Annotated in this window: 17 protein-coding genes and 1 pseudogene; 8 read left to right on the top strand and 10 right to left on the bottom strand. The window is 66.3% G+C overall.

The genetic code is table 11. From position 1 onward, the window contains the following. The first annotated feature begins 5 nt into the window (after positions 1-5). The 3 genes from pheS to ABC728_RS14935 all read left to right on the top strand — a co-directional run bounded on the left by pheS (position 6) and on the right by ABC728_RS14935 (position 5695). On the top strand, positions 6-1082 hold the full coding sequence (gene pheS / locus ABC728_RS14925; RefSeq protein WP_416620874.1) for a phenylalanine--tRNA ligase subunit alpha: 1077 nt from the start codon (positions 6-8) through the stop codon (positions 1080-1082). A gap of 31 nt (positions 1083-1113) precedes the next feature. Continuing rightward, on the top strand, positions 1114-3507 hold the full coding sequence (gene pheT, locus ABC728_RS14930; protein ID WP_416620875.1) for a phenylalanine--tRNA ligase subunit beta: 2394 nt from the start codon (positions 1114-1116) through the stop codon (positions 3505-3507). A gap of 502 nt (positions 3508-4009) precedes the next feature. Next, entirely contained in the window at positions 4010-5695 is a 1686-nt protein-coding gene (locus tag ABC728_RS14935; protein WP_416620876.1) for a methyl-accepting chemotaxis protein, read from the top strand. A 20-nt stretch (positions 5696-5715) separates the two neighbouring features. Here ABC728_RS14935 and phhA read toward each other — a convergent pair whose 3' ends face one another. Next, positions 5716-6618, bottom strand: a complete 903-nt coding sequence (gene phhA / locus ABC728_RS14940; RefSeq protein WP_416620877.1) for a phenylalanine 4-monooxygenase — start codon at positions 6616-6618, stop codon at positions 5716-5718. 146 nt (positions 6619-6764) lie between these two features. After that, positions 6765-7241: an Lrp/AsnC family transcriptional regulator gene (locus tag ABC728_RS14945; RefSeq protein WP_416620878.1), complete on the bottom strand. Its 477-nt coding sequence runs from the start codon at positions 7239-7241 to the stop codon at positions 6765-6767. A gap of 142 nt (positions 7242-7383) precedes the next feature. On the opposite strand from ABC728_RS14945, the gene hppD reads away from it, so the two are divergent. Beyond that, the gene (hppD, locus tag ABC728_RS14950; RefSeq protein WP_416620879.1) at positions 7384-8499 is read left to right on the top strand and encodes a 4-hydroxyphenylpyruvate dioxygenase; all 1116 of its coding nucleotides are present in this window, start codon (positions 7384-7386) and stop codon (positions 8497-8499) included. A gap of 319 nt (positions 8500-8818) precedes the next feature. Here the strand turns inward: hppD and ABC728_RS14955 are convergent, their stop codons facing one another. Next, positions 8819-9820 (bottom strand): DUF6607 family protein, encoded by a 1002-nt coding sequence (locus ABC728_RS14955; RefSeq protein ID WP_416620880.1) that lies wholly within the window; start codon positions 9818-9820, stop codon positions 8819-8821. Between the two features lie 31 nt (positions 9821-9851). Further along, the gene (locus ABC728_RS14960) at positions 9852-12083 is read right to left on the bottom strand and encodes a TonB-dependent hemoglobin/transferrin/lactoferrin family receptor (RefSeq protein ID WP_416620881.1); all 2232 of its coding nucleotides are present in this window, start codon (positions 12081-12083) and stop codon (positions 9852-9854) included. Positions 12084-12199: 116 nt separating this feature from the next. Between ABC728_RS14960 and ABC728_RS14965 the strand changes: the two genes are divergently transcribed. The 3 genes from ABC728_RS14965 (at position 12200) to ABC728_RS14975 (ending at position 15311) form a co-directional block, all read left to right on the top strand. Beyond that, complete coding sequence (locus ABC728_RS14965; protein WP_416620882.1) at positions 12200-14641, top strand: penicillin acylase family protein; 2442 nt, start codon at positions 12200-12202, stop codon at positions 14639-14641. Positions 14642-14730: 89 nt separating this feature from the next. After that, positions 14731-15108, top strand: coding sequence for a hypothetical protein (locus ABC728_RS14970; RefSeq protein ID WP_416620883.1), 378 nt, complete (start codon positions 14731-14733; stop codon positions 15106-15108). An 11-nt stretch (positions 15109-15119) separates the two neighbouring features. Next, a complete protein-coding gene (locus ABC728_RS14975) occupies positions 15120-15311 on the top strand; it encodes a helix-turn-helix transcriptional regulator (protein WP_416620884.1) in 192 nt (63 codons plus the stop codon). Between the two features lie 130 nt (positions 15312-15441). Here the strand turns inward: ABC728_RS14975 and ABC728_RS14980 are convergent, their stop codons facing one another. From ABC728_RS14980 to ABC728_RS15005, 6 genes and pseudogenes are all read right to left on the bottom strand, one after another. Further along, a complete protein-coding gene (locus ABC728_RS14980) occupies positions 15442-16149 on the bottom strand; it encodes a VOC family protein (RefSeq protein ID WP_416620885.1) in 708 nt (235 codons plus the stop codon). Between the two features lie 11 nt (positions 16150-16160). Next, complete coding sequence (locus tag ABC728_RS14985; RefSeq protein ID WP_416620886.1) at positions 16161-16949, bottom strand: VOC family protein; 789 nt, start codon at positions 16947-16949, stop codon at positions 16161-16163. A gap of 49 nt (positions 16950-16998) precedes the next feature. Further along, positions 16999-19239: a TonB-dependent receptor gene (locus ABC728_RS14990; protein ID WP_445376590.1), complete on the bottom strand. Its 2241-nt coding sequence runs from the start codon at positions 19237-19239 to the stop codon at positions 16999-17001. Between the two features lie 578 nt (positions 19240-19817). Next, positions 19818-20755, bottom strand: a pseudogene (gene truB / locus ABC728_RS14995) (tRNA pseudouridine(55) synthase TruB). Next, positions 20745-21239, bottom strand: coding sequence for a 30S ribosome-binding factor RbfA (gene rbfA / locus ABC728_RS15000; RefSeq protein ID WP_416620889.1), 495 nt, complete (start codon positions 21237-21239; stop codon positions 20745-20747). Before rbfA ends, truB begins: the two are co-directional and overlap by 11 nt. A 303-nt stretch (positions 21240-21542) precedes the next feature. Continuing rightward, on the bottom strand, positions 21543-22586 hold the full coding sequence (locus ABC728_RS15005) for a hypothetical protein (RefSeq protein ID WP_416620890.1): 1044 nt from the start codon (positions 22584-22586) through the stop codon (positions 21543-21545). Between the two features lie 257 nt (positions 22587-22843). Between ABC728_RS15005 and ABC728_RS15010 the strand changes: the two genes are divergently transcribed. Further along, positions 22844-23728 (top strand): prephenate/arogenate dehydrogenase family protein, encoded by an 885-nt coding sequence (locus ABC728_RS15010; protein ID WP_416620891.1) that lies wholly within the window; start codon positions 22844-22846, stop codon positions 23726-23728. Positions 23729-23732: the final 4 nt, after the last annotated feature.

The following is a 23732-nucleotide window of genomic DNA, read 5'->3' on the forward strand; positions in this document are numbered from 1 at the left end:
CCATCATGGACACGCTCGATACGCTCAAGGCCGAAACGCTGGCCACCATCGCCTCTGCCACCGACAGCGCCGCCCTGGAAGAGGTGCGGGTCGCCGTCCTGGGCAAGAAGGGCTCCATCACGGCGCTGATGGGCGACATGCGGTCCCTGACGCCGGACGAGCGCAAGGCCCGTGGTGCCGCCCTGAACGCGGTGAAGACCGCCGTGGAGGCCGCGATCGAAGGCCGCCGGGCGGAACTGAAGGGCATCGAACTGGAAAGGCGGCTGGCCGCCGAGCGCATCGATGTCACGCTGCCCGTCCGACCCGAGACCCAGGGCCGCATCCACCCGATCAGCCAGACGGTTGACGAGATGGTCGCCATCTTCGCCGCCATGGGCTTCACGGTCGCGGAAGGTCCGGATATCGAGACGGACTTCAACAATTTCACGGCGCTGAACATCCCGCCGGAGCATCCGGCGCGCCAGATGCACGACACCTTCTACCTGCCGCCGTCGGCGGAAGGGGCGGCGCGCGTGCTGCGCACCCATACCAGCCCGGTGCAGATCCGCACCATGCTGAAGGAGAAGCCGCCGATCCGCATCATCGCGCCCGGCCGCACCTATCGTTCCGACTATGACCAGACGCACACGCCCGTCTTCCACCAGATCGAAGGCCTGGTGATCGGCGAGGATATCCATATGGGCCATCTGAAGGGCTGCATCCTGGAATTCTGCCGCGCCTTCTTCCAGATCGATGACCTGCCCATCCGCTTCCGCCCCAGCTTCTTCCCCTTCACCGAGCCGTCGGCCGAGGTGGATATCGGCTGTTCGCGCAAGGGGGGCGAGTTGAAGCTGGGCAATCATGGCGACTGGCTGGAGATCATGGGCTCGGGCATGGTCCACCCCAAGGTGCTGGAGAATTGCGGCATCGACAGCAGCAAGTACCAGGGCTTCGCCTTCGGCATGGGGATCGAGCGCGTGGCGATGCTGAAATACGGCATCCCCGACCTGCGCTCCTTCTTCGATGCCGACCTGCGCTGGCTGCGCCATTACGGCTTCGTGCCGCTGGACCAGCCGAACCTGGCCCAGGGCCTTTCCCGCTGATCAGCCACGACCGGATACCAAGGACGTTCAAATGAAGTTCACCCTTTCCTGGCTGAAGACGCATCTCGACACCGATGCCACGCTGGACCAGATCACCGACGCGCTGACAGCCCTGGGGCTGGAGGTGGAGGGGGTCGAGGATCGCGGCGCCGCCCTGGCCGCCTTCCGCATCGCCCATGTCGTGTCGGCCGAAAAGCACCCGAACGCCGACAAGCTGCGCCTGTGCATGGTCGATACCGGCGCGGGGGACCCGGTGCAGGTGGTCTGCGGCGCGCCCAATGCGCGGGCCGGCATCAAGGTGGTTTTCGCATCGCCCGGCACCGTCATCCCCGTGTCAGGCGACACCCTGTCCATCGGCACCATCCGGGGTGTGGAAAGCCGGGGCATGATGTGTTCGGAGCGCGAATTGCTGCTGTCGGACGAACATAACGGCATCATCGAGCTGCCGGAGGATGCCCCGGTCGGCGGCTCCTTCGCCGACTGGCGCGGTCTGTCCGACCCGGTGATCGAAATCGCGCTGACGCCCGACCGCGTGGATTGCGCCGGCGTGCGCGGCGTGGCCCGTGATCTGGCGGCCGCCGGCCTTGGCACGCTGAAGCCGCTGGCCGCCACGCCCGTGGCCCCCGCCTTCGACAATCCGCTGAAGGTGACGCTGGATCATCCCGGCTGCCCGCAGATCGCCTTCCGCCTGATCCGGGGCGTGAAGAACGGCCCCAGCCCGAAATGGCTGGCCGACCGGCTGCTGGCCGTGGGCCTGCGCCCGATCAGCGCCCTGGTTGACATCACCAACTATTTCAGTCTGGACCTGTGCCGCCCGCTGCATGTGTTCGACGCGGGCCGGCTGACCGGCGGCATCACCCTGCGCCCCACGGCAGAGGGCGACACGCTGCTGGCCCTGAACGGCAAGGAATATGCCCCGCCCGCCGGCCTGATCGGCATCTATGACGATGCGCACATGATCTCCATGGCCGGCGTCATGGGTGGGGAGACGACGGGCGTCACCGCCGACACGACCGATGTCGTGCTGGAGGTCGCCACGTTCGAGCCGGTGCGCATCGCCGAGGCGGGCCGCGCCCTGCAACTGGACAGCGATGCCCGCTACCGGTTCGAGCGTGGGGTCGATCCCGCCAACATCGTGGAAAAGGTCGAACTGGCCACGGCCCTGATCCTGGACCTGTGCGGCGGTTCCGCCGGTGCCGTCAGCCTGACCGGCGCCGAACCCGCATGGCAACGCACGCTGACCCTGCGACCGGCCCGCGTGGCCGCCCTGGGCGGTGTCGATGTCGCGGTCGATGAACAGGTCCGTATCCTGACCGCCCTGGGCTTTACCGTCGCCCGCCGCGACGACGGCGTGCTGGCGGCAGACGTCCCGTCCTGGCGCCGCGACGTGGAGGGTGAGGCCGATCTGGTGGAAGAGGTGCTGCGCGTCACCGGTTTCGACAAGATTCCGGCCACGCCGCTGCCGCGTGCGGTGGGCACGCCCGTCCCGGCCCTGACCGCCGACCAGCGCCGCCGCTTCAACGCCCGCCGTGCAGCGGCGGAGCGCGGCCTGCTCGAATCGGTGACCTGGTCCTTCGTCGATCCCAAGGTCGCGGCCCTGTTCGATGGCGACAAGGACGAATTGCGCCTGTTGAACCCGATAAGCGCCGATCTGGCCGTCATGCGCCCGTCGCTGCTGGGCACCCTGATCCCCGCGGCCGGCCGCAATGCCGCCAAGGGATTCAAGGATGTCGGCCTGTTCGAGGTCGGCCCCGCCTTCCGCGATGGATCGGAAAAGGGCCAGGACCTGATGGTGGCCGGCGTGCGGGCCGGTGCGGCGGTGCCCCGCAACTGGGCGAAGGGCGAGCGCCCCGTCGATGCCTTCGATGCCAAAGGGGACGCGATGGCCATCCTGGAAGCCGCCGGGGCACCGACGGCCAACCTGCAGGTCACGCGCGATGCGCCGGGCTGGTACCATCCGGGCCGGTCGGGCGTGCTGCGCCTGGGTCCCACCATCCTGGGCCGTTTCGGCGAGGTGCATCCGGCCCTGCTGGCCGTACTGGATGTTGCCGGCCCCGTGGTGGCCTTCGAACTTTTCCTGGACGCCATCCCCGCGCCCAAGAAGAAGGGCGGCACGGCCAAGCCGCTGCTGGTCCTGTCGGCATTCCAGCCCGTGGACCGCGACTTCGCCTTCCTGGTGGCCAGCACGACCGACAGCGACAAGCTGGTGAAGGCCGCCAGGGGTGCGGACAAGACCCTGATCAGCGATGTCAGCCTGTTCGATGTGTATGAGGGCAAGGGCGTGGAACCGGGCTTCAAGTCCGTTGCCCTGTCGGTCACCCTGCAACCCACCGGCAAGACCCTGACGGACACGGAAATCGACGCCGTCGCCGCCAAGGTCGTGGCCGCTGTGGCCAAGGCCACGGGCGCATCCCTGCGCAGTTGAGCCGCGGCCCCTGGCGGGGGCATCATCCGACCGGGTCGAACGGGGCGTCGCCAATGGCGGCGCCCCTTTTATTTTCAATCCATCCATGCGCGAATTGCAGGTTAAAACCCCCGGTTTCCGCAGTCGTCACACTTACTTGACGATTACGTAAGGTCAGTTCACCTGCGACAAAACGTATCAAATCCTCCTTCTTTCATTAAGGGAGGTCGAAAAATTTCTTACCCGAAGAGCAATATTGACTTAGATAAGCATCAATATCACTAGATATTATGATCGTAATTTTCAAATTATACCCAATCAATAAATTTCATTTTCTCGACATACCTAAAATCAGCACCAACAAAAAGCGAAACATCTCTGTCACATCCCCTGAGAAACGTAAGAATCCTTCGTCTTCCAGATTAGGAAAGCCGTCAGTTTACTGATAGCATCCTTGCATCCTGACGAAAAGCCAAGGCCCCGCAAGATAACGACGGGGCCATTGAAATGCTTGGGAGGGCATATGCGCGCTTTGAAGAATCTTCCCATCGTGTGGAAGCTGATCCTGCCCTTGCTGCTCATGGGCGGCCTGACCATCGGCACTTCGCTTTACGCCCTGTCGCAGATGGAAGTGGTGGGCGGTGATTACCGCGCCATGCTGGACCGGTCGGAACGCAGCAAGGCCATCCTGATGGCGCGGGAGGCAGCGACCGATCTGGGCCGGCTGGGCTACACGATGGTGGCGGAGACCGACAGCTTCATCCTGGAAAGCATGGAAGACGAGGTGGCGCTGAAGCGCGACCAGTTGCTGGACTTCCTGGCCCAGGTCGAACGGCTGCTGCCGGAGCGCAAGGCCGATATCGACCAGGTGCGCGAGGACAGCCACCGCATGCTGGAGATCGTGGAACAGGCCCGGCGCCTGGCCATGGACGGCAAGGGCGAGCAGGCGGCCTCCGTCCTGGTCGACCGGTTCGACATCAAGCTGACCGACGTGCTGGACCGGCTGGAGGTCACGACCACCGACGTGCAGACCGCCATGAATGCCGGGAAGGAGGCCGCACAGGACCGGTACGACCAGGCGCTGGCCGTCACGCTGATCGTCGGCCTGACGGGGACGGCGGTCGTGCTGGGCCTTGGCATCGCCATGGGCATGGCCGGCATCTCCCTGCCCCTGCGGCGCATCGTGGCGACCATGACCCGGCTGGCCGATGGCGACCTGTCCGTCGCCGTCCGCGGGGGCGACCGGCGCGACGAGATCGGGGCCACGGCCCGCGCCCTGGCCGTGTTCCAGCAGGGCATGCGCGACGCCGAACGCATGCGCCAGGAGCAGGACGCGATGGAGGAACGGGTCGAAATGGAGAAGCGCGAGGCACTGGTCCGTCTGGCCGACGATTTCGAAAGCGGCATGAACGCCGTGGTCAGCGCCGTGGGCGGGGCCGCCAACCGCATGCGCGGCACGGCCCAGGGGCTGAACAGCGTCGCCGACGAGACGAACCGCCAGTCCGAGGCCGTGGCCACCGCAGCCGAGCAGGCGGCGGAGAATGTGAACACCGTCGCGGCGGCGGCAGAGCAACTGACCGCTTCCATCAACGAGATTTCCCGCCGCGTCAGTGAAAGCGCCGGCATCGCGCGCGATGCCGTGGCCGAGGCGGACCGGTCGAACAGCACCGTGGCGGGGCTGGTCGATGCCGCCCAGCGGATCGGGGAAATCGTGCGCCTGATCGGTGACATCGCCAGCCAGACCAACCTGCTGGCGCTGAATGCCACGATCGAGGCGGCACGCGCCGGTGATGCGGGCAAGGGCTTCGCCGTCGTCGCCAGCGAGGTGAAGCAGCTTGCCACCCAGACGGCCCGCGCCACGGACGAGATCGGCAACCAGATCGCCGCCATGCAGTCGGCCGCAGGCAACGCCGCCGATGCCATCCGCGGCGTGGGGGGCACCATCGGCCGGATCAGCGGCATCGTCGCCACCATCGCCACGGCGGTGGAGGAACAGGGGGCAGCCACGCGGGAAATCGCCAGTTCCGTGGCCCAGGCCGCCACGGGCACGCAGAATGTCAGCGCCACCATCGGCGAGGTGACACGCGCGGCCGCGGAAACGGGCAGCATGGCGGGCGACGTGTTGAGCGCGGCCAATGATCTGGTCGGGGAGAGCCAGGCGCTGAACCGTCAGGTCGCCCAGTTTGTGGCCAAGGTCCGGGCCGGCTGATCCGGATCGCCCCGGCCTGGTCACGCGGCGCGGGGGCAGCCCACCTGCCGGCCGCGGGTGAAGACGCGGTCGGTCGGCAGCAGCGTGGTCGGAGCGATATCGGGCAGGCCCTTCAGGCGGGCATAGACCGGGGCGAAATCCGCCCCGGTCGCCTGGAAAAGCTGGTCATAGCTGTCCAGGACGAAATAGGTCCGCTGGTAATCATCGATGCGGTACCGGGTGCGCATCACCCGTTCCAGGTCAAAGCCAATGCGATGGGGTTCGGGACTGTCGAGACAGAAGCGCGTTTCCCCGCGCGACGACAGCATGCCGGCACCATAGGCCCGCAGGCCGTCCGGCGTGGCGATCAGCCCGAATTCCACCATGTACCAGTAAAGCCGCGCCAACGCCTCCTGCCCGCCCAGGGCGATGGCCTGCGCCCCCTTGGCGCCATAGGCGGCCAGATAGTCGGCAAAGACACGGTGGGTCAGCAGCGGCACATGACCGAAGAAATCATGGAACACATCCGGTTCCACCAGATAATCCATCTCCTCCGGCCGGCGCAGCCAGTTGGTGACGGGAAAGCGCCGTGCCGCCAGATGGTCGAAGAAATCCTTCTCCGGGATCAGGCCGGGCACCGCCACCAGCGTCCAGCCCATGGCCCGGTGCAGCACCTCGCTGGTGCGGCGGAAATCGGGGATGCCGTCGCGTGCGTCCAGCCGTTTCAGCCCGTCGATGAATGCCGGCGCGGCATAGCGCGCCATCAGCGCCGACTGGCGGTCGTAAAGCGCGCGCCACAGGGCGTGATCGGCCGCCTTGTACCCGTCCCACCCCTGATCGACCATGAAGCCGGCCCCGGAACGGGCATAATCGCCGCGTAGTGCCGCACCCTGGCCATCACCACCGGTGACAAGGATGGCCACATCCCGGTTCTGGTCGCACATGCCGTTCCCCTTCCCGCAAGCCGGATTTCCTGGAAGGGATGATAGCGCCGAACCGGGGGCATTTCCTTGCGCAGTTAAAAACCGGAAAGGGACTCCCGCAATATTCAAACTGCCGTTTCGGCAAATTAGGGCATATCATGCCCCGATCATGTCGGTTTGGGCAATGGAAGGTTGGTGGAATGTTTGACCACATCCAGCACGAAGCTGGATCGCACCTCCTTCACGCCCTTGATGGACAGAAGCTTGCGCATGGACAGATCGGCGAAGCTGTCCAGATCCTCCACCACCACCTGCAGCAGGTAATCCATGGCGCCGGTCATGACGAAGCAGGACACGACCTCCGGCAGCAACAGGATGCCCCGCCGGAAATCCACATCGCCTTCCGCGTTCTGGTCGATCTTGACCTCCACGAAGGCGACGACCCCCATACCCAGCCGGCGCCGGTCCAGGATGGCCGTATAGCCCTGGATGAAGCCCTTTTCCTCCAGGTCGCGCACCCGGCGCAGGCAGGGGCTGGGCGACAGGCCCACCTGGTCGGCAAGGTCGACATTGGATAGCCGGCCGTTGCGCTGCAACGCAGCAAGTATGCGGATATCTGCTGCATCCAAACCGCTAGCACTCATTATCTGCCCCTTATTCAAAATATCGCGCAATTTCTCACCAGACACTGCCAGATTCCGGCGACAGTTCGCAAGGACATGCCCCGCCCTTCGGCCCTATCATCGAACCATTCCCCAACCAATCCGATGAATGATGGAGTTGACGATGGCGGACGGCGGCGCGGCGCGCGTGGAAAACGGGCAGTTGGTGGGCGACCTGTGGGACAACCCCATGGGGACCGACGGTTTCGAATTCGTCGAATATACCGCCCCCGATGTCGGACAGCTCGACGCGCTGTTCACGATCCTGGGCTTCACGAAGGTGGCCCGGCACCGGTCAAAGAATGTCAGCCTCTACCGCCAGGGCAATATCAACTTCATCGTCAATGGCGAGCCCGACAGCCTGGCCCGGCAGTTCGCCCGCGATCACGGGCCCAGTGCCTGTGCCATGGCCTTCCGCGTGAAGGATGCCGCCGCCGCACACCGGCGCGCCCTGGAACTGGGGGCCACGGATGTCAAGGGCACGGTCGGCCCGATGGAATTGAACATCCCCGCCATCGAGGGGATCGGCGGCAGCCTGATCTATCTGGTGGACCGGTACAAGTCGCCGGCCTCCATCTACGACATCGATTTCGTGCCCGTGGACGGGGTGGACCAGAACCCGGCCGGCTGCGGCCTGGTGGAGGTGGACCACCTGACGCACAATGTCTTCCGCGGCCGGATGGACAATTGGTATGATTTCTATGCCAAGCTGTTCAATTTCCGGCAGATCCGCTATTTCGACATCGAAGGCAAGCTGACCGGCCTGAAAAGCCGGGCGCTGACCGCGCCGTGCGGCAGGATCCGCATCCCGATCAACGAGAGCGCCGGCGCCGAGGGCCGGGTCGACCAGATCGAGGAATATCTGCGCGAATACAAGGGCGAGGGCATCCAGCATATCGCCCTTTCCACCAACGACATCATCAAGACCTTCGACGCGCTGAAGGAAAACGGCGTGGTCTTCATGACCCCGCCGCCGGGCACCTATTACGACATGCTGGAGGAAAGGCTGCCCGGCCATGGCCAGCCGACCGAGGAACTGCGCCGGCGCGGCATCCTGCTGGACGGGGCGCCGGGCGGCGGCCTGCTTTTGCAGATTTTCACCTCCACCGTCATCGGACCGATCTTCTTCGAGATCATCCAGCGCAAGGGGGATGAAGGCTTCGGCGAGGGCAATTTCCGCGCCCTGTTCGAAAGCATCGAGCGTGACCAGGTGGAACGCGGCGTGCTGGCGGCCGACTGACCGGCCGCCGCACCGTGCCACACCGGCATGCATGAAAAAGCGGCATGCATGAGGAAAGGCCTTTCCGGGCAACCGGAAAGGCCTTTTCCCTGTTCTGGCGGCAGGGGGATGCCGGCCCGCTTTGTCGGCATCCCCCTGCCGCTTGCGCGTCACCCCCGCGACGCGCCGGCCGTGGCGGCGGCCGGTCCTGGGGGGCCGGCCCCAATGGGAACCGGCCCCGAAGGGCGGGATGGCGCCTGAATTTCACCATCCGCCCTGTTCGGAAATCTGCCCGGCGGGGATGCCGGCCCGCTTTGTCGGCATCCCCGCCGGGTGCGCGTCACCCCCGCGACGCGCCGGCCGTGGCGGCGGCCGGTTTCGTGGAACCGTCGATCAGGAAGCGGGCCCGGGACACGGCGTCGCCCAGCGTCACCTCCTCCTTGGCCAGCCTGTCGGCCAGTTCCATAAGCTGCTTGCCCGTGCTGGAGCCGTTTTCCGCCTCCTGCATCAGATGGATGCCGCCATCGCGCAGAGCCACGTCGTCCCATTGCCGGCGCACGGCGGCCCAGAAGCCGGCCGTCTTCCGCATATAATCGTCGGCCGCCCCGAAATCGAAATCCGTGGACGGGACATAGCTGTTCAGCACGACCTCATGCACGATGGTCGCCAGCGTGCCGCCGCGCGTCCCGACCTTGGCATTATCCTGCTCATGCACCCAGCCGGCATGGGTCAGGGCATGGCGGTTGGTGCCGACATAGCGGTCATAGATCGGCTTGCGGATCGCATCGCGGCGGGCCAGCGGCCGGGCCGTCTCCCCGCTGATCCAGCGATGCTCCCCCCGGTCGTGCTTCCATTGGCCGACACCGCCATAGCGCGGGCTGTCGTCGGTCTGCCAGACAGTCTGCGCCCAGGCGTCGGCACGGTCGGCCGCGGGCACTGGCGTCAGCTTCCACTGGTCCGGCCCTTCATAGGTCAGCACCGTTTCCGGCTCATAGGTCCAGTCCTGGCGCCAATGCTTGATGATGAAGGGCTTGTCCTCCTCGTCCTTCACGACCAGCAGGTGCTGCAGGCGGATGACGCGGCCGGTATCCTCGATGACACGCACGGCCTCGAACCCGCCGCTGCGCTTGGGCTCGATCGGCTCGTAATCGGGCACGAAGGCCACGGTCTCGCGGAAGTCGAACTTCACGCGGTAGGTGCCGGCCATGCCCAGAATGGCGGCACGGTCGGCGTTGAAGGCGGTGCAGTCCGCCTTGCCGCAATCCACGGCCGTCTGGCCGAAGGCCGGTGCCGCCGCCAGCAGCACCAAAGCCGCCAATCCATATTTGAAACGGGTCTTCATCGGGGGTCGTCCTTATCGCTCGGCCGGTCGGTCAGATCTTGATGGTCAGCGAGACGCTGGCGTTGCGGCCAGGCTGGGTATAGCTGTCGCGCACGGCGGAGGTGGAGGACAGGCCGCGCACATCGCTCCACCACCAGTATTTGCGGTCCGTGATGTTGAAGATGCCGGCCCGCAGGGTCGCCGCCTCGCCGATGCGCCAGCGGGCCGTGGCATCCAGCACGATGAAATCGCCGGGCGTGAAGCAGGAGGGGGTGCAGGCCGCCGCGATGCGCCCCGCCGATTTGGATGCCGAATAGACGGCCGAGATTTCGCCGCCGAAGCGGCCTTCCTCCGGCTCCTCCCAGCTTACGCCCATCGTGACCTTCACGGGGTCGATACTGTCCAGCGGCGCCTTCACCCCGCCCGATGTCTGGTCGCCCTTGGCATAGGAGGCGGCGGCCAGCAGGCCGAAACCCTCCCCCAGTTCCACCGTCGCCTTGCCCTCGACCCCGCGGATCGTGACCTTGCTGAGGTTGACATACTGATAGGTGGCGGGGTTGGCGGCCGTGAAGTTCCCGGACACGAAGATCTGTTCGATGAAATCATCGTACCAGCCCTTGAAGCCCGTGACGGAAGCCTGCCAGCCGCCGCCCCGCAGGCGCACGCCCAGTTCCACCGTCCGGCTGCTTTCCGGCTTCAGGTCGGGATTGGAGATGGAGCGATAGTTCTGGATGGGATTGCTGAAACCGTTATTCACCTGGCTGGGCGCGGGGGCCTTGAAGCCTTCCGCATAATTGGCGAACAGCCCGGCCCCGTCGGAAAGCCAGTAGAGGGCGGCGAATTTCGGGGAGAAATGGTCGTCGCTCTGCCCCGTCGGGGTGCCGATGAACAGCGGATCATTCTTGGGGTCGATCTTGTAATAATCGTAGCGCAGGGCCGGATACAGTGACAGGGAGCCGTTCAGGAGGCTGATCTCATCCTGGATGAACAGACCGGCCAGGACATGGTCGGTGGTCGGGAAGGCGCGCGTGGGATAGGTCTCGCCGGCCGGCGGGATGGTGCCGTCGCGCGTTCCCACCTGCCGGGTCAGCGAATAATCGCCGCCATAGACCAGAAGGTGGCTGATGCCGCCGCCTGTGAAGCGCGTCGTGGCATCGGCATTGATGCCCGTGACCTTGTTGTCGAAAGTGTTGATGCGCAGCCGGTCGGCCGCCGTGTAGCGGTCTTCGGCCGAATATTGGCGCGTCTCGCTGTCCTGGCGGTAAAGCGTCCAGTGCAGGCTGTCGATGAAGCCGCCATCGGCCGGGTCATAGCGATGGTCCAGGCTGACCCGGTCGCGCCGGGCCGTGTCATGGGCCTGCAATGACAGGGTGCTTGTCGATGCCGTCGGCACGGGCGCCACGGCCGTCAGCACGTCGGCCGTCATGTCATGGTCGAACAATTCATAGGTCAGGCGCAGCACATGGTCGGCATTGGGCCGCCAGACCAGCTTGGCCAGCGCCGAATTGTCGCCGATATCCTGCGGATTGGCCGCCGTGCGGGTGCTGTCGCCCGTGCGGATCGTGCCCTGGTTCTCCGTCTCCTTGCCGTCGCGGCGGTTATAGGCCAGCATCGCCGACCATTGGCCGGCCCGGCCCGCCAGGACAAAGCCCTTGCCCCAGCTCCGGTCCGCATCGCTGTAGCCGACCTTCACCTCGCCGCCATAGGCCTTGCCGTCCCGGATCAGATCTTCCGGGTCCTTGGTGACGAAGCTGACGGCACCGGCCAGCCCGTCCGATCCGTAAAGCGCAGAGGCGGGGCCACGCAGGATTTCCACCGACTTCAGCAGATCCAGATCAACATAGTCGCCGCGCCCCACCGACTGGCCGCCGAAAGCGAAGGCGTCGGGTGCGCGGATGCCGTCTGTCTGGATCAGCACGCGGTTGCCTTCCAGGCCGCGGATGTTGAAGCCGCTGTTGCCGTCGCGGCCCGTGCTGGCACCGGCCGCCGTGAACCGGGCGGGGGAGGAACGCACGGACACGCCGGGTTCGTAGCGGACCAGGTCCTTGATGTCGGTGACCAGCCGGTCCTTCACCTTCTCCTCGCCGATGACGCTGACCGTGGCCGGAGCGTCCACCGTTTCCTTGGGCGTGCGGGTGGCGATCACCGTGATCTCACTGACCTGCATATCGGCGCCCGCCATCGCCACTTCCGTCGCCTGGCCCCAGGCCGGCATCGTCATGGCCGCCATCACCACGGGCAGCGCCGTCATCGTCAACCGCTTCACTTCCCACTCCGCGCTCATTTGCGAACAGTTCTTAATTGCATAATGAATATGGAAATGAGAATCAATCGCAAAAATGGGTGATGGATACATTCATGGGCAGGACGCCTTAATTCCTTGCCGAGCCCTTAACCAAAATGGAAACTGCGCCCTTCACCGACGACGGAACCGCAACGGGGGCGATGGTGGCGCGTGCAAGGAGACGGGGACGGGGACGCGGCTGGGTGCGTGGCCTGGGCTATGGTGTCGTGGGGCTTATGGGCGTCGTGGCCCTGACGGCCGGGGCCTTCACCATCAATCTTTACGCTTCCCGACCCTTGCTGGAGGGCGCGCATCCGGTTCAGGGCCTGACGGGCGCCGTCGCCATCGGCCGCGATGCCCAGGGCGTGCCCGTGCTGGAAGCCGGCAGCCGCGACGACCTGGCCCGGGCGCTGGGCTTCCTGCATGGCCAGGAACGGTTCTTTCAGATGGACCTGATCCGCCGGTCCTCGGCCGGCGAGCTGTCGGCCCTGCTGGGCCCGGTGGAGGTGGTGAAGAATATCGACCGGCAGCGCCGGCTGCACCGGTTCCGCCATCGCGCCCAGCAGGCGCTGGCCACCGCCACCCCGGAACATCGCCGCCTGCTGGAAGCCTATGCCGATGGCGTCAACCAGGGGCTTGCCGCGCTGGGCGGGCGGCCCTTCGAATATACGCTGCTGCTGTCCTCTCCCCGGCCCTGGCAGGTGGAAGACAGCATCCTGGCCGTCTATTCCATGTATCTGGACCTTCAGGACGACAAGGCACTGGGCGACCGCATCCGCGCCCAGGTGTGGGAAAGGCTGGGGCCCGAGCTGGCGGCGTTCCTTTATCCGGGCGGCACGCCGCTGGATTCCGCCCTGGATGGCAGCGCCCTGCCGCAACCCGACATGCCGGCCGGCCTGCCCGACCATCTGCGCCAGGCACGCACCCGTACCCCCTGGCCCGCCGAAGGTCCCAGCCCCGGCAGCAACGGCTGGGCCGTGGGCGGGGCGCTGACCGCCACCGGGGCGGCGCTGGTGGCCAATGACATGCATCTGGGCGTCACCGTGCCGGGCATCTGGTACCGCGCCCGCCTGCGCCAGACAGGGCCGGAGCCGCTGGACGTCACGGGCGTCACCCTGCCCGGCATGCCGCTGGTGGTGGCGGGCAGCAATGGCAAGGTGGCCTGGGGCTACACCAATTCCTATATCGACACGGCCGACGCCATCGTGCTGGAACCCGTGGACGGCGCGCCGGACCAGTACCGCACGCCCGGCGGGCCCAAGCCGCTGACCCGCGTGACGGAGGAAATCTGCCCCGCCTGGGGCGATTGCGAACCGATGGTGATCGAGGAGACGATCTGGGGCCCCGTGGTGGAAACGCGGGAGGACGGAACCCGCATCGCCCTGCGCTGGACGGCGCATGAACCGGATGCCATCAACATGACCGGCATGCTGGGGCTGGAGCGCGCCGCGTCGGTCCCCGATGCCATCATCCAGGCCCACGCCGCCCGGCAGCCGCAGCAGAACCTGATCGTGGGCGATGCGGACGGCAATGTCGCCTGGACCATCATGGGGGCCGTGCCGGCCCGGTTCGGCACCGATGGGCAGCAACCGGAAAGCTGGGCCGACGGCACGCGCGGCTGGCACGGCTTGCTGCCGCCCGAACAGGTGCCCGTCATCGCCAATCCGGAAGATGGCCGTATCTGGACCGCCAATGCCCGCATCGTGGGGGGCGAGGCCTATGCCCTGCTGGGCGATGGCGGCTATGACATGGGCGGACGCCAGGGACAGATCCGCGACGCGCTGTTCGCGCGTGACCGTTTCCTGCCCACCGACATGCTGGCCATCCAACTGGACGACCGCGCCGCCACCCTGGATTTCTGGCAGGCGCAATTGCTGGCCGCGCTGCGGGCGCGCCAGGACCGGCCCGGCCTGGCGGGATGGCAGGCAGCCGTGGAGAACTGGGGCGGACGGGCCATACCGGACAGCACGGGCTACCGCCTGGTGCGGGCCTTCCGTTCCGCCCTGGCGGGGACCACCTATGGCGCCTATCTGGGGCTGGAAAAGGAAGCGCCCCGCAACCGGGCGGCCCGTCAGCAGGAGGCGCCGCTGCGCCGGCTGCTGGTGGAACGGCCGGCCGGCCTGGTGCCGCCGGGATATGATGACTGGGATGCCCTGATCGACGCCGCCCTGGCCCGGATGGAGACGGAGGTCGCAACGGCCGGCGGTCTGGACCGCTTCACCTGGGGCCAGCGCAACGTGTCGGCCGTGCAGCATCCGCTGGCCCGCATCCTGCCACCCGTGGGCTGGTTGACCGATCCCCCGGAACGCAGCCTGCCCGGCGACACCCTGATGCCCCGCGTCCAGGGACCGGGCTTCGGGGCCAGCGAGCGATTCGCCGTGTCCCCCGGCCACGAGGCCGACGGCTATTTCCATATGCCCGGCAGCCAGAGCGGCCACCCGCTCTCCCCCTATTATCTGGCGGGTCATGCCGACTGGCAGGAAGGGCGGCCGACCCCGTTCCTGCCCGGCGAGGCGCGCTGGGTCCTGACCCTGGAACCGCCGGCACAGGGGGATTGATGGAAAGTACACTTTCCATGTAAAGCATGCTTGACAAGCCGGAGCGACATTCTCCATATGTAAAACATACTTTACATATGGAGGGGACAATGCTTGTTTTGCGCCGCTGCGCCATCGAACTGATCGCCGGCATCGCCTATGCCGGCATGCTGCTGGGCACCAACCATGCGGTGAAATCGGGGATGGTGCCCGATGCATGGCTGGTGCCGACGGCCCTGCTACCCATGCTGCCCTGTGTGGCCATCCTGTGGGCGATCACCCGGCATATCCGCCGGATGGACGAGTTCCAGCGCCGGCTGCAGTTCGAGGCGATTGCCTTTTCCTTCGCCGCCACCGCGATGCTGACCTTCAGCTATGGCTTCCTGGAAGGTGCCGGCTTGCCGAAACTGTCGATGTTCGTCATCTGGCCCCTGATGGCCGGCCTCTGGGTCATCGGCCAGGGCGTTGCCCGCTACCGCTATCGCTGACGGGTGGGGACATGAAGAACCGATTGAAGGATCTGCGGGCCGAGCGCGGCTGGTCGCAGGGCGATCTCGGCGAGAAGCTCGCCGTATCGCGGCAGACCGTGAATGCCCTGGAAAATGGCCGCTATGACCCCAGCCTGCCGCTGGCCTTTGCCATCGCCCGGCTGTTCGGCCAGCCGATCGAGGCAATTTTCCAGGATGATTGATGCAGCCGAAGCCTTCATCCTGTCGCCAGGCATGAAAAAGCACGCGCAAGGAACGGATACCTTGCGCGTGAAGGGGGATGACTGGTTCCGGCCCCCCCTGGGCCAGAACCATCGGCGGACCGGGCCGAAACTATACCAGACGGAAATCCAGGTTGCAGATGCGGGCCGTCGTGCCGGCCGCGGACCGGTCGATGGCCTGGAAATCCAGTGCGGCAAGGCCGGTGCGTCCCGCGGCCGGGACGAAACGGACGCGCTTGCCCTGGAAATGCACCTGGCTTCCTTCCACGGGGGACTGGAACACCCGGCCCACCTGGGCGGCGATTTCCGCCGGGGGGGCGGCATCAACCGCGACATCGGCGGCCACAATGTCCGACGCCACACCGCTGCGGGCATAATCACGGCCCACCGGGTCCCCCCACCAGCCGTTCGGCAGCGAATATCTGTAGGTTTCCAGATAGGTGCCGAACCGCTTGGGATCGAACTGGATCATATCCTGGCCACGGAACAGCATGTCGCGGGTCAGGCGCAGCTTCTCCGCCGCCGCCCGCTCACGGAAGGCCTCGGCGTCGAAGGTCTGGAAGACGATCATGTAGCCGCCCTCCCCGCCCTTCTCGGCAAACCAGCGATGCAGGCGGTGGTCGGGTTTCACCGGCTGGACGAGTTCGAACATCGTCGGGCCGATCATCATCATCTCGTTGCGGAAGCCCAGAATCTCGCCCATGTCGTGGCGGTGGCCGGGCGCGATCTTCAGGAAGGACTGTATCCGGGCCGATACGGCATCGATGTCGGGGCTGGCCAGGACATAGTGGCGGATCACGTGCGGTTTGGTCTCGCTCATCCGTCCCTCCCTTATACGAAGCGCAGCTTGACGCCGCCGATGCGGGCCCAGTCACCGACCCGCACCTTTTCCCGCGCCTTCAGGTCCAGCGCCACCAGGCCGCGCCACTGGCCCTTGGCCTCCACGAAATTCAGGGTCCGGTCCTCGAAATGGACGCGCGTCCCCTCCTGCCGGGCCAGGAACAGCCGGGCCGTCTGCGCGGCGATGGCCTCGGGGTCCTCCACCGCGATCTCGCCGCCCACCACGTCGGACGCCACGCGGGCGTCGGGATAGGGGCGGTTGCGCGGATCACCCCACCAATCCTCCTCGGGGGTGTATTTGTAGAGTTCGAAATGCGTGCCGAAATGCTTGTAGTCGAACTGGAGCATGTGCTGCCCCTTGAACATCATGTCCCGCGTCAGGGCCAGCCCCTCCGCCGCGGCGCGCGCCTTCAGCGCGTCGGGGTCGAAGGTCTGCATCACCACCATGAAGCCGCCATCGCCGCCGCGTTCATCGAACCAGCGGTTCAGCAGATGGTCGGGCTTGATGGGCTGGACGACCTCGATCATGGTCGTCCCCACCTTCAGCATGGTGCTGTAGAAACCATACTGCTCCGTGACGCCCGGCCCTTCCTTCCTGGGCATGGGGGGCAGGCCCAGCACCTCATAGATCTGGTCGCACACGAATTCCATGTCATGGGTGGCCAGCACATAGTGCCGGATGCGGATCGGCCGCTCGGTCGCGGCGCCGGCACCGGCCAGCGGCATCGCCGAGAGGCCCAGCGCCGCCATGGAGGCACCCATCAACGTGCGACGGGTCATTTCCGGATTGTCTTCCATCCCTAAACCCTTTCTTTGCCTTATCCCTGGTTCAGAACCGCGCCCGCAATTCGGCACCCCAGGTCCGCGAGGGACCGAAGAAGGCGGAATAGGAGCCTGTGAAGCCCGGCGAGTCATAGATGCGCAGCGCATAGCTCTTGTCGAAGGCATTCTCCACGAAGCCCGACAGTTCGTACTGGCCATCGGCGAAGCTGACGCCCGCACGGAAATTGGCGACACCGAAGGCGGCCTGGCGCGTCGCCGGATTCAGGTCGCCACCATAGACGACGGCATCGCGCCAGTTATATTCACCCCGCACATAGGCTTCCTGGCCGCCGCCCAGTTCGAAATCCTGCTGGCCGCGCACGCTGAACTGCCAGCGCGGATTGTTGGAGAGCGGCCGGCCCGACAGGTCCTGGCCGCCCACCGGGCAGGTGGCCGTGGCGTTCTGAACCGAGGTGCAGGGCGCGCCGCGATATTCCTTGAAGATGGCGTCCACGAAGGCCGCCCCGCCGGAAAGGCTGCCGCCTTCCCAGGGCTTCACCGAGAAATCCATCTCGACCCCCTTGCTGCGCAGCTTGCCGGCGTTGCGCAGGATCTGGGAGGAGGTGACATTGTCGAAGGAGGAGGCCTGATAGTCGCTGAAATCGCTGTAGAACAGGGTGGCGTTGAAGGTCACACGGTTCTGCCACCAGCTCGTCCGGGCGCCCAGTTCATAGGACAGGACCGTTTCCGGGTCCAGCACGGCCCGCTCGGGGTTCAGGAAGAAGACATTGCCCGTATTGTTGTCGATGGCCCGGCCCTTGTACCCGCGGGAAACGGAGAGATAGAAGCTCTGCCGCCGTTCGGGCGTGAAGCGGATGCCGGCCCGGCCGACCCAGTTGGTGTCGTCGGTCTTGATCGATCCCTGGAACGTGCCGGGCGTGAAGGCGAAATAGTTGCCGCTGCGATAGGAGTTGACCGACAGGTCCTCGTAGAGGCCGCGCAGGCCCGCGAACATCTGCCATTGATCGTCCAGATCATAGGTACCGTCGGCGAACAGGGCGTAATTGTTGGTCTTCGTCGTGCCGATGCCCTGGGTCGATGTCTGGCCCAGGATCGTGCCGCCGCCGCCGGCCGTGATCGTGTTGGATTTCAGCGTGTGATGGTAGTAGTAGGCGCCCAGCACCCAGCCGAACCGGTCCCCGTCCGGCGACAGAAGCTGGATTTCCTCGCTGAACAGTTCCAGGTCGCGCTGCTGGCGGGGGTCGTTGCCGATATTCACATCGACGCCATCGACATCGATCGTGTCCAGTTCCTTCCAGGTCCGATAGCCCGTGATGGAGCGCAGCGTGACGCCATTGGTGAACTGGTGGCTGACCGTGCCGGTCAACTGCATGGTTTCCGTCTGCTCGTTGAGCGGGCCATCGGCCAGCGAGACACGGTTGTCCGGGCCGGGCACCACGCCGTTGGCCGCCAGCCGGGGCAGCAGATAAAGCCGGGTCAGCGCCCCGTAGGCGCGGGGGTCCAGCCCATAGAAGCTGGTCCGGCAGCAGGCATTGTCCTGCTCCTCGTACTGGGCGATCAGCTGGATGCTGGTGGCGCCGACATCCATGTCGCCGCGCAGGCGGATGCCCCAGCGCTCGCGCTTGTTCTCGTCGGTGTCGCGGACGGGGTTATAGACCTGTCCCTTGCCCTGGTTCATCCGGTAACCGGCGATGCGCGCCCGGACATTCTCGCTGACCGGCCCGCTCAGGGCGCCTTCCAGCCGCGTTTCCTGCAGCTTGGCGCCGTATCGGGCATTCACATAGCCGGAAAATTCATTGGTCGGCGCGCGGCTGACGATATTGATGGCACCGGCGGAGGAGTTCTTGCCGAACAGCGTGCCCTGCGGGCCGCGCAGCACCTCGATCCGCTCGACATCGAAGAAATCGACCAGCGCCGATCCGCCGGGCCCCGCGACGATGCCGTCCACGATGGTCGACACGCTGGGTTCCGTCGCCGACCCGAACGCCGCGCTGCCGACACCACGGATGCGCAGGCCCGCCCCGGAGGAGGATTGGGCCGGGGAGAAGGACAGCGATGGCGCGATGGCGTAAAGGTCCTCGACCTTGCTGATGCCGGCACGCTCCAGCTCCTGCCCGTCGACGACGCTGATGGAGATCGGAACCTCCGCCAGCCCCTGGGCCCGCCGCTGGGCCGTGACAATGATTTCTTCCAGTTCGAATTCGCCGGATGCCTGCGCGATGGCGGCAGGGGCCTGCGACAGCAGGCCGATCGTGAGCAGGCTAGTGCCGAGAAGCCGGGTATTCATCTTTCCCCCCTGTGTTTATGTTTTGTGAGTATGGTTATACAAGTAATTATGCCCCATATCAATACCAGTCGATAACCGAAAGGTTTCTGATCAAATCCATATTTTTCAGATAGTTACGCAAATGATCGCTCGGCGGAACCAAAATTGCACAAAAATACTGACCAGGGACGATCGGTGAAGGGTTGGAATCGCCCGGCCGCAAGACCGTCACAAGCCGGCCCGGCAGGGCATAGCCGTCGCAGCAGCCCGGCGATAGCGTGGGCGCGCGGCAGGCGGCGGGCCGGGGGAAGCATCGGGACAAGGAACGGCAAAGGGCGCAAACGGCCGAAAGCCTTGTTAACCAAGAAGCATCACCGGGGGGCCCTTCCCATGCCCCCCATGTCGGTGCGGCCATCCTGGCGGGCGCGCCGGGCTGTGCCGCGGCACGGCCCCGTCCCGAACCGCCCGCCGCCTGCGGTTCTCCCATCCACCGCCATCAATGGATGGGGACGGGAGACAACCGATCAGGGAAAGATTATAGGGAATAACATATCGCCGACCCGTCCTGGCCAGCGGACCGCCGGGTCAGAGCCGGAGGGTTAGAGATTAAGTACCCGGGCCGGGCGGATTTCCGCCCCGTCCAGCCGGACAAGCGCGACGGGCAATCCCTCGCACAGGGCCAGTGCCGCGCCGTCGCCGCCCGCCCCGTCGCGCAAGGTTTCCAGCCGGGTCAGGTCGGCCCGGCGCAGCAGGGAGACCGCCTGGCCATGGCGCAGCCGTTCGGCCTCCACGGACGTAAGGTCGATGGCGGGCAGCCGGTCCAGCGGGGCGGCCACGGGCAGCAGCAGGCTGTCCGGCACGCCATCCGCCACGACCTGTTCAAGCTGTTCCAGGGTGACCGCGTCCTTCAGGCTGAAGGGCCCGACGGACAGCCGGCGCAGTACCGTGATATGACCGACCGTGCCGACGGCCCGGGCCAGATCGCGGGCCAGTGACCGCATATAGGTGCCCTTGCCGCATTCCACCTCGAATTCGGCATGGTCGGCATCCGGCCGGCCGGTGAGGTGGAAACCGTCGATGCGGACGGTGCGGGCGGCCAGTTCCACGGCCTCCCCCTCCCGCGCCAGGTCATAGGCGCGCTCGCCATCGACCTTGATGGCGGAATATTGGGGGGGACCTGGGTGATCAGACCCTGGAACGCCTCCAGCGCCTTTTCGATCTGCGCATCGGTGGGGCGCACGGGGCTGGTGGCGATGACCTGCCCGGCGCGGTCGTCGGTGTCCGTCGCCTCCCCGAACCTGCAGACGAATCGATAGGTCTTGTGTCCGTCCATGGCATATTGGACGGTCTTCGTCGCCTCGCCGAAGGCGATGGGCAGGATGCCCGTGGCGATGGGGTCCAGCGTGCCGCCATGGCCCGCCTTCTCCGCCTTCATCAGCCAGCGGACCTTGGCCATGGCCTGCGTGCTGGTCATGGTGCCGGGCTTGTCCAGCACCAGCCAGCCATGGCGGGGAACGCCCTTGCGCTTACGCGCCATGATCGTCCCCGGCCCCGTCCTCCCGCGTATCCCGGTCCTGCGCATCCCCATCGTCGGGGTCCGCGTCCGCGATGCCGGCGGCACCCGCGCCCATGTCACGCGCGACATGCGGGTCGTGCAGCAGCCGGTCGATCTTCTCCGCGTAATCGAAGCTGGTATCAAGCTGGAAGGACAGGCGCGGGGCATAGGGCAGCCGGATCTCATGCGCGACCTGGGTGCGCAGGAAGGCCGCGGCCCGGTTCAGCGCCGCGACCAGTTCCGGCTTGGCCCCGCCCAGCGGCATGACGAAAGCCGTGGCGTTCTTCAGGTCCGGGCTGATCCGGACTTCCGACACGGTGACGTTCAGATCCATCAGTTCCGGATCGCGGAATTCCCCCCGGCGGAAGATATCGGCCAGGGTGTGGCGGATTTCCTCGCCCACGCGCAACTGGCGCTGGCTGGGGCCCTTGGCGGCATGGCTGCCGCCGTCACGTCGCTTGCTCATCACATCAATCCTTATGCCTGGCGGGGGATGGGACCCCGAAGACCGGGCTTTCACACAAAATGCATCCGGGCATCGTGCCTAAGCAGATTTTCCGAACTCCGCCCACAGATGGGCGGGCTCGGAAAATCTGCAAACCATGGAGTCGGCAGGTTCCTCCAGGCCGGGCCACACATGGCCCGGCCTGGAGGAACCTGCCTAGCACGGCGACGACGGCGGGAGACAGGGAACTATTGCGGGTGAGGGTGGCGGCCCCCGGGCGCCCCACCCTTCTTGAACCCGGCCGCTTGAGCCCCACCCCCGGCCTCAGCGCACCACGGGCAGCAGGCCCTGCAGCCCGGACGGCATATGCCCGACCAGCAGACGGCGGGCGGCATCCCAGCGGGCCGACAGCAGCAGCAGGCCCGAACCGATCACCAGGGCCGCCAGCGCGAAGGTCACCTCGTTGGCGGCACCGGCCATGGAAAACAGGCCCATCAACGCATAGATCACATAGACCAGGGCCGACACCAGCATGGCCCGCCGGTCGATGGCCAGCGACACCAGCCCCAGCGCCACATAGGTGCCGATGCAGGTGACCAGCGCCAGACCGGGGTCCACCGCCTGCACGGCCCCGTTCACCCCGACCCAGGAAAAGACGGGGTGGATGATCAGGGGTGCTGCCGACAGGTGCAGCCAGAAAGCCACGTCGGACCGGCGCGTCTGCCGGCCGCGATCCTGGCCGTCCCAATACATGGCGACGGCGAACATGGCCAGCCCGGCGGCCAGAACCAGAACCAGCAGCATCTCCTTCAGCGACGGCGCCAGGGTCAGCAGCAGGGCCAGCAAGGCCAGCAGCCCGATGGCGGTGCCGGCCGCGACCGTGACGGGCACCATGAAACGCCGCCAGTGCAGCCAGACGCCGACACAAGCCACGATGGCGGCCACCGCAGCGGCGCCCGTGGCATCGAGCGGGCTGCTGATATTCTTCAGCCCGAACAGGTCGAGCAGGCCGGTCAGGGTGGCGATCAGCAGCCCCGAGGCGAAGCCCAGCAGCAGCACGATGCTGGTCAGGGACAGGCGCAGGCGGCGGGTGAAATATTCAGCCAGCAGCCAGCTTGCCGCCGCGATTCCGGCCGCCCCCAGGGCGCCATGCACCCGGCCGCCCAGGAACCCCACGGCCGCCAGGATCAGCACCACGCCGACCGATACGAAAATATCGTTGAAACCGGTCAGCAGGCGGAACCGCTCATGTTCCCCCCCTTGCTGGTCGGCGCGGCGGGTCGCCATGAAATGGCGCAGACCCTCCACATTCTGGCGGGACAGCACGCCGGCCGCGACCGCTGCATCCAGATCATCGTCGTTATACATGGTTCTTCCCCTTCCCTCCCCCAAGAAGAGGGTCAGTATGGGACGGCGCCAAACGCCCCGCAACCGCTGGTACGCAAGCGTCGCCTGATTGCAAACGATCAGCAAAGAACCCGGCGCTGCCGCCGCGACCGCCCCCTCCGGCTCGGGCACTCCACCGCCTTCGACTCGGGCACTCCACCGCCTTCGGCTTGGACGCCCGCCTGCCCGCGTGATAGTGAACGGGACCGGCTTCCGTTTTCCACCCAAGGCCCTTTGCCATGACCACGCCCCTGTTCGCCCGTGTCGCCATCGTCGGCTTCGGCCTGATCGGTTCCTCGATCGCCCGCTGCGTGGTCGAATATCCGGGGCTGGCCGGGGCCGTGACCTGCGTGGACCGGGCACAGGCCGTCTGCGACCGGGTGCTGGAACTGGGGCTGGCCGACAAGGCCGGCACCGACCCCGCCCTGGTGTCGGAGTGCGATCTGGTGGTGCTGGCCACGCCGATCGGTGCCTTCGCCGACCTGGGCGCCCTGATCGGGCCGCATCTGCGCGAAGGCACCATCCTGACCGATGTCGGGTCGGTCAAGATGTCGGTGATCCGCGATATCGGGCCGCATGTGCCCGACGGCGTGCATTTCATCCCCGGCCACCCGCTGGCCGGCACCGAACATTCCGGCCCGGACAGCGGCTTCGCCGCCCTGTTCAAGGGCCGCTGGTGCATCCTGACCCCCCTGCCGGGCACCAACCCGGAGGCGCTGGACCGGCTGACGGCCTTCTGGGCCGGATGCGGCAGTCAGATGGAGGTGATGGAGCCGGCCCATCACGACCGGGTGCTGGCCATCACCAGCCATCTGCCCCACCTGATCGCCTATACCATCGTCGGCACGGCCACCGACCTGGAAGAACAGATGAAGTCGGAGGTGATCCGCTTCTCCGCCTCGGGCTTCCGGGATTTCACCCGCATCGCGGCCAGCGATCCGGTAATGTGGCGCGACATCTTCCTGAACAACCGCGAAGCCGTGCTGGAGGTGATCCAGCGCTTCACCGAGGACCTGACGGCCCTGCAGCGCGCCATCCGCTGGGGCGAGGGGGAGAAGCTGGAAAGCCTGTTCACGCGGACCCGCGCCATTCGCCGGTCGATCATCGACGCCAAGCAGGCCTGAGCCT

Source organism: Niveispirillum fermenti, from assembly GCF_052474395.1.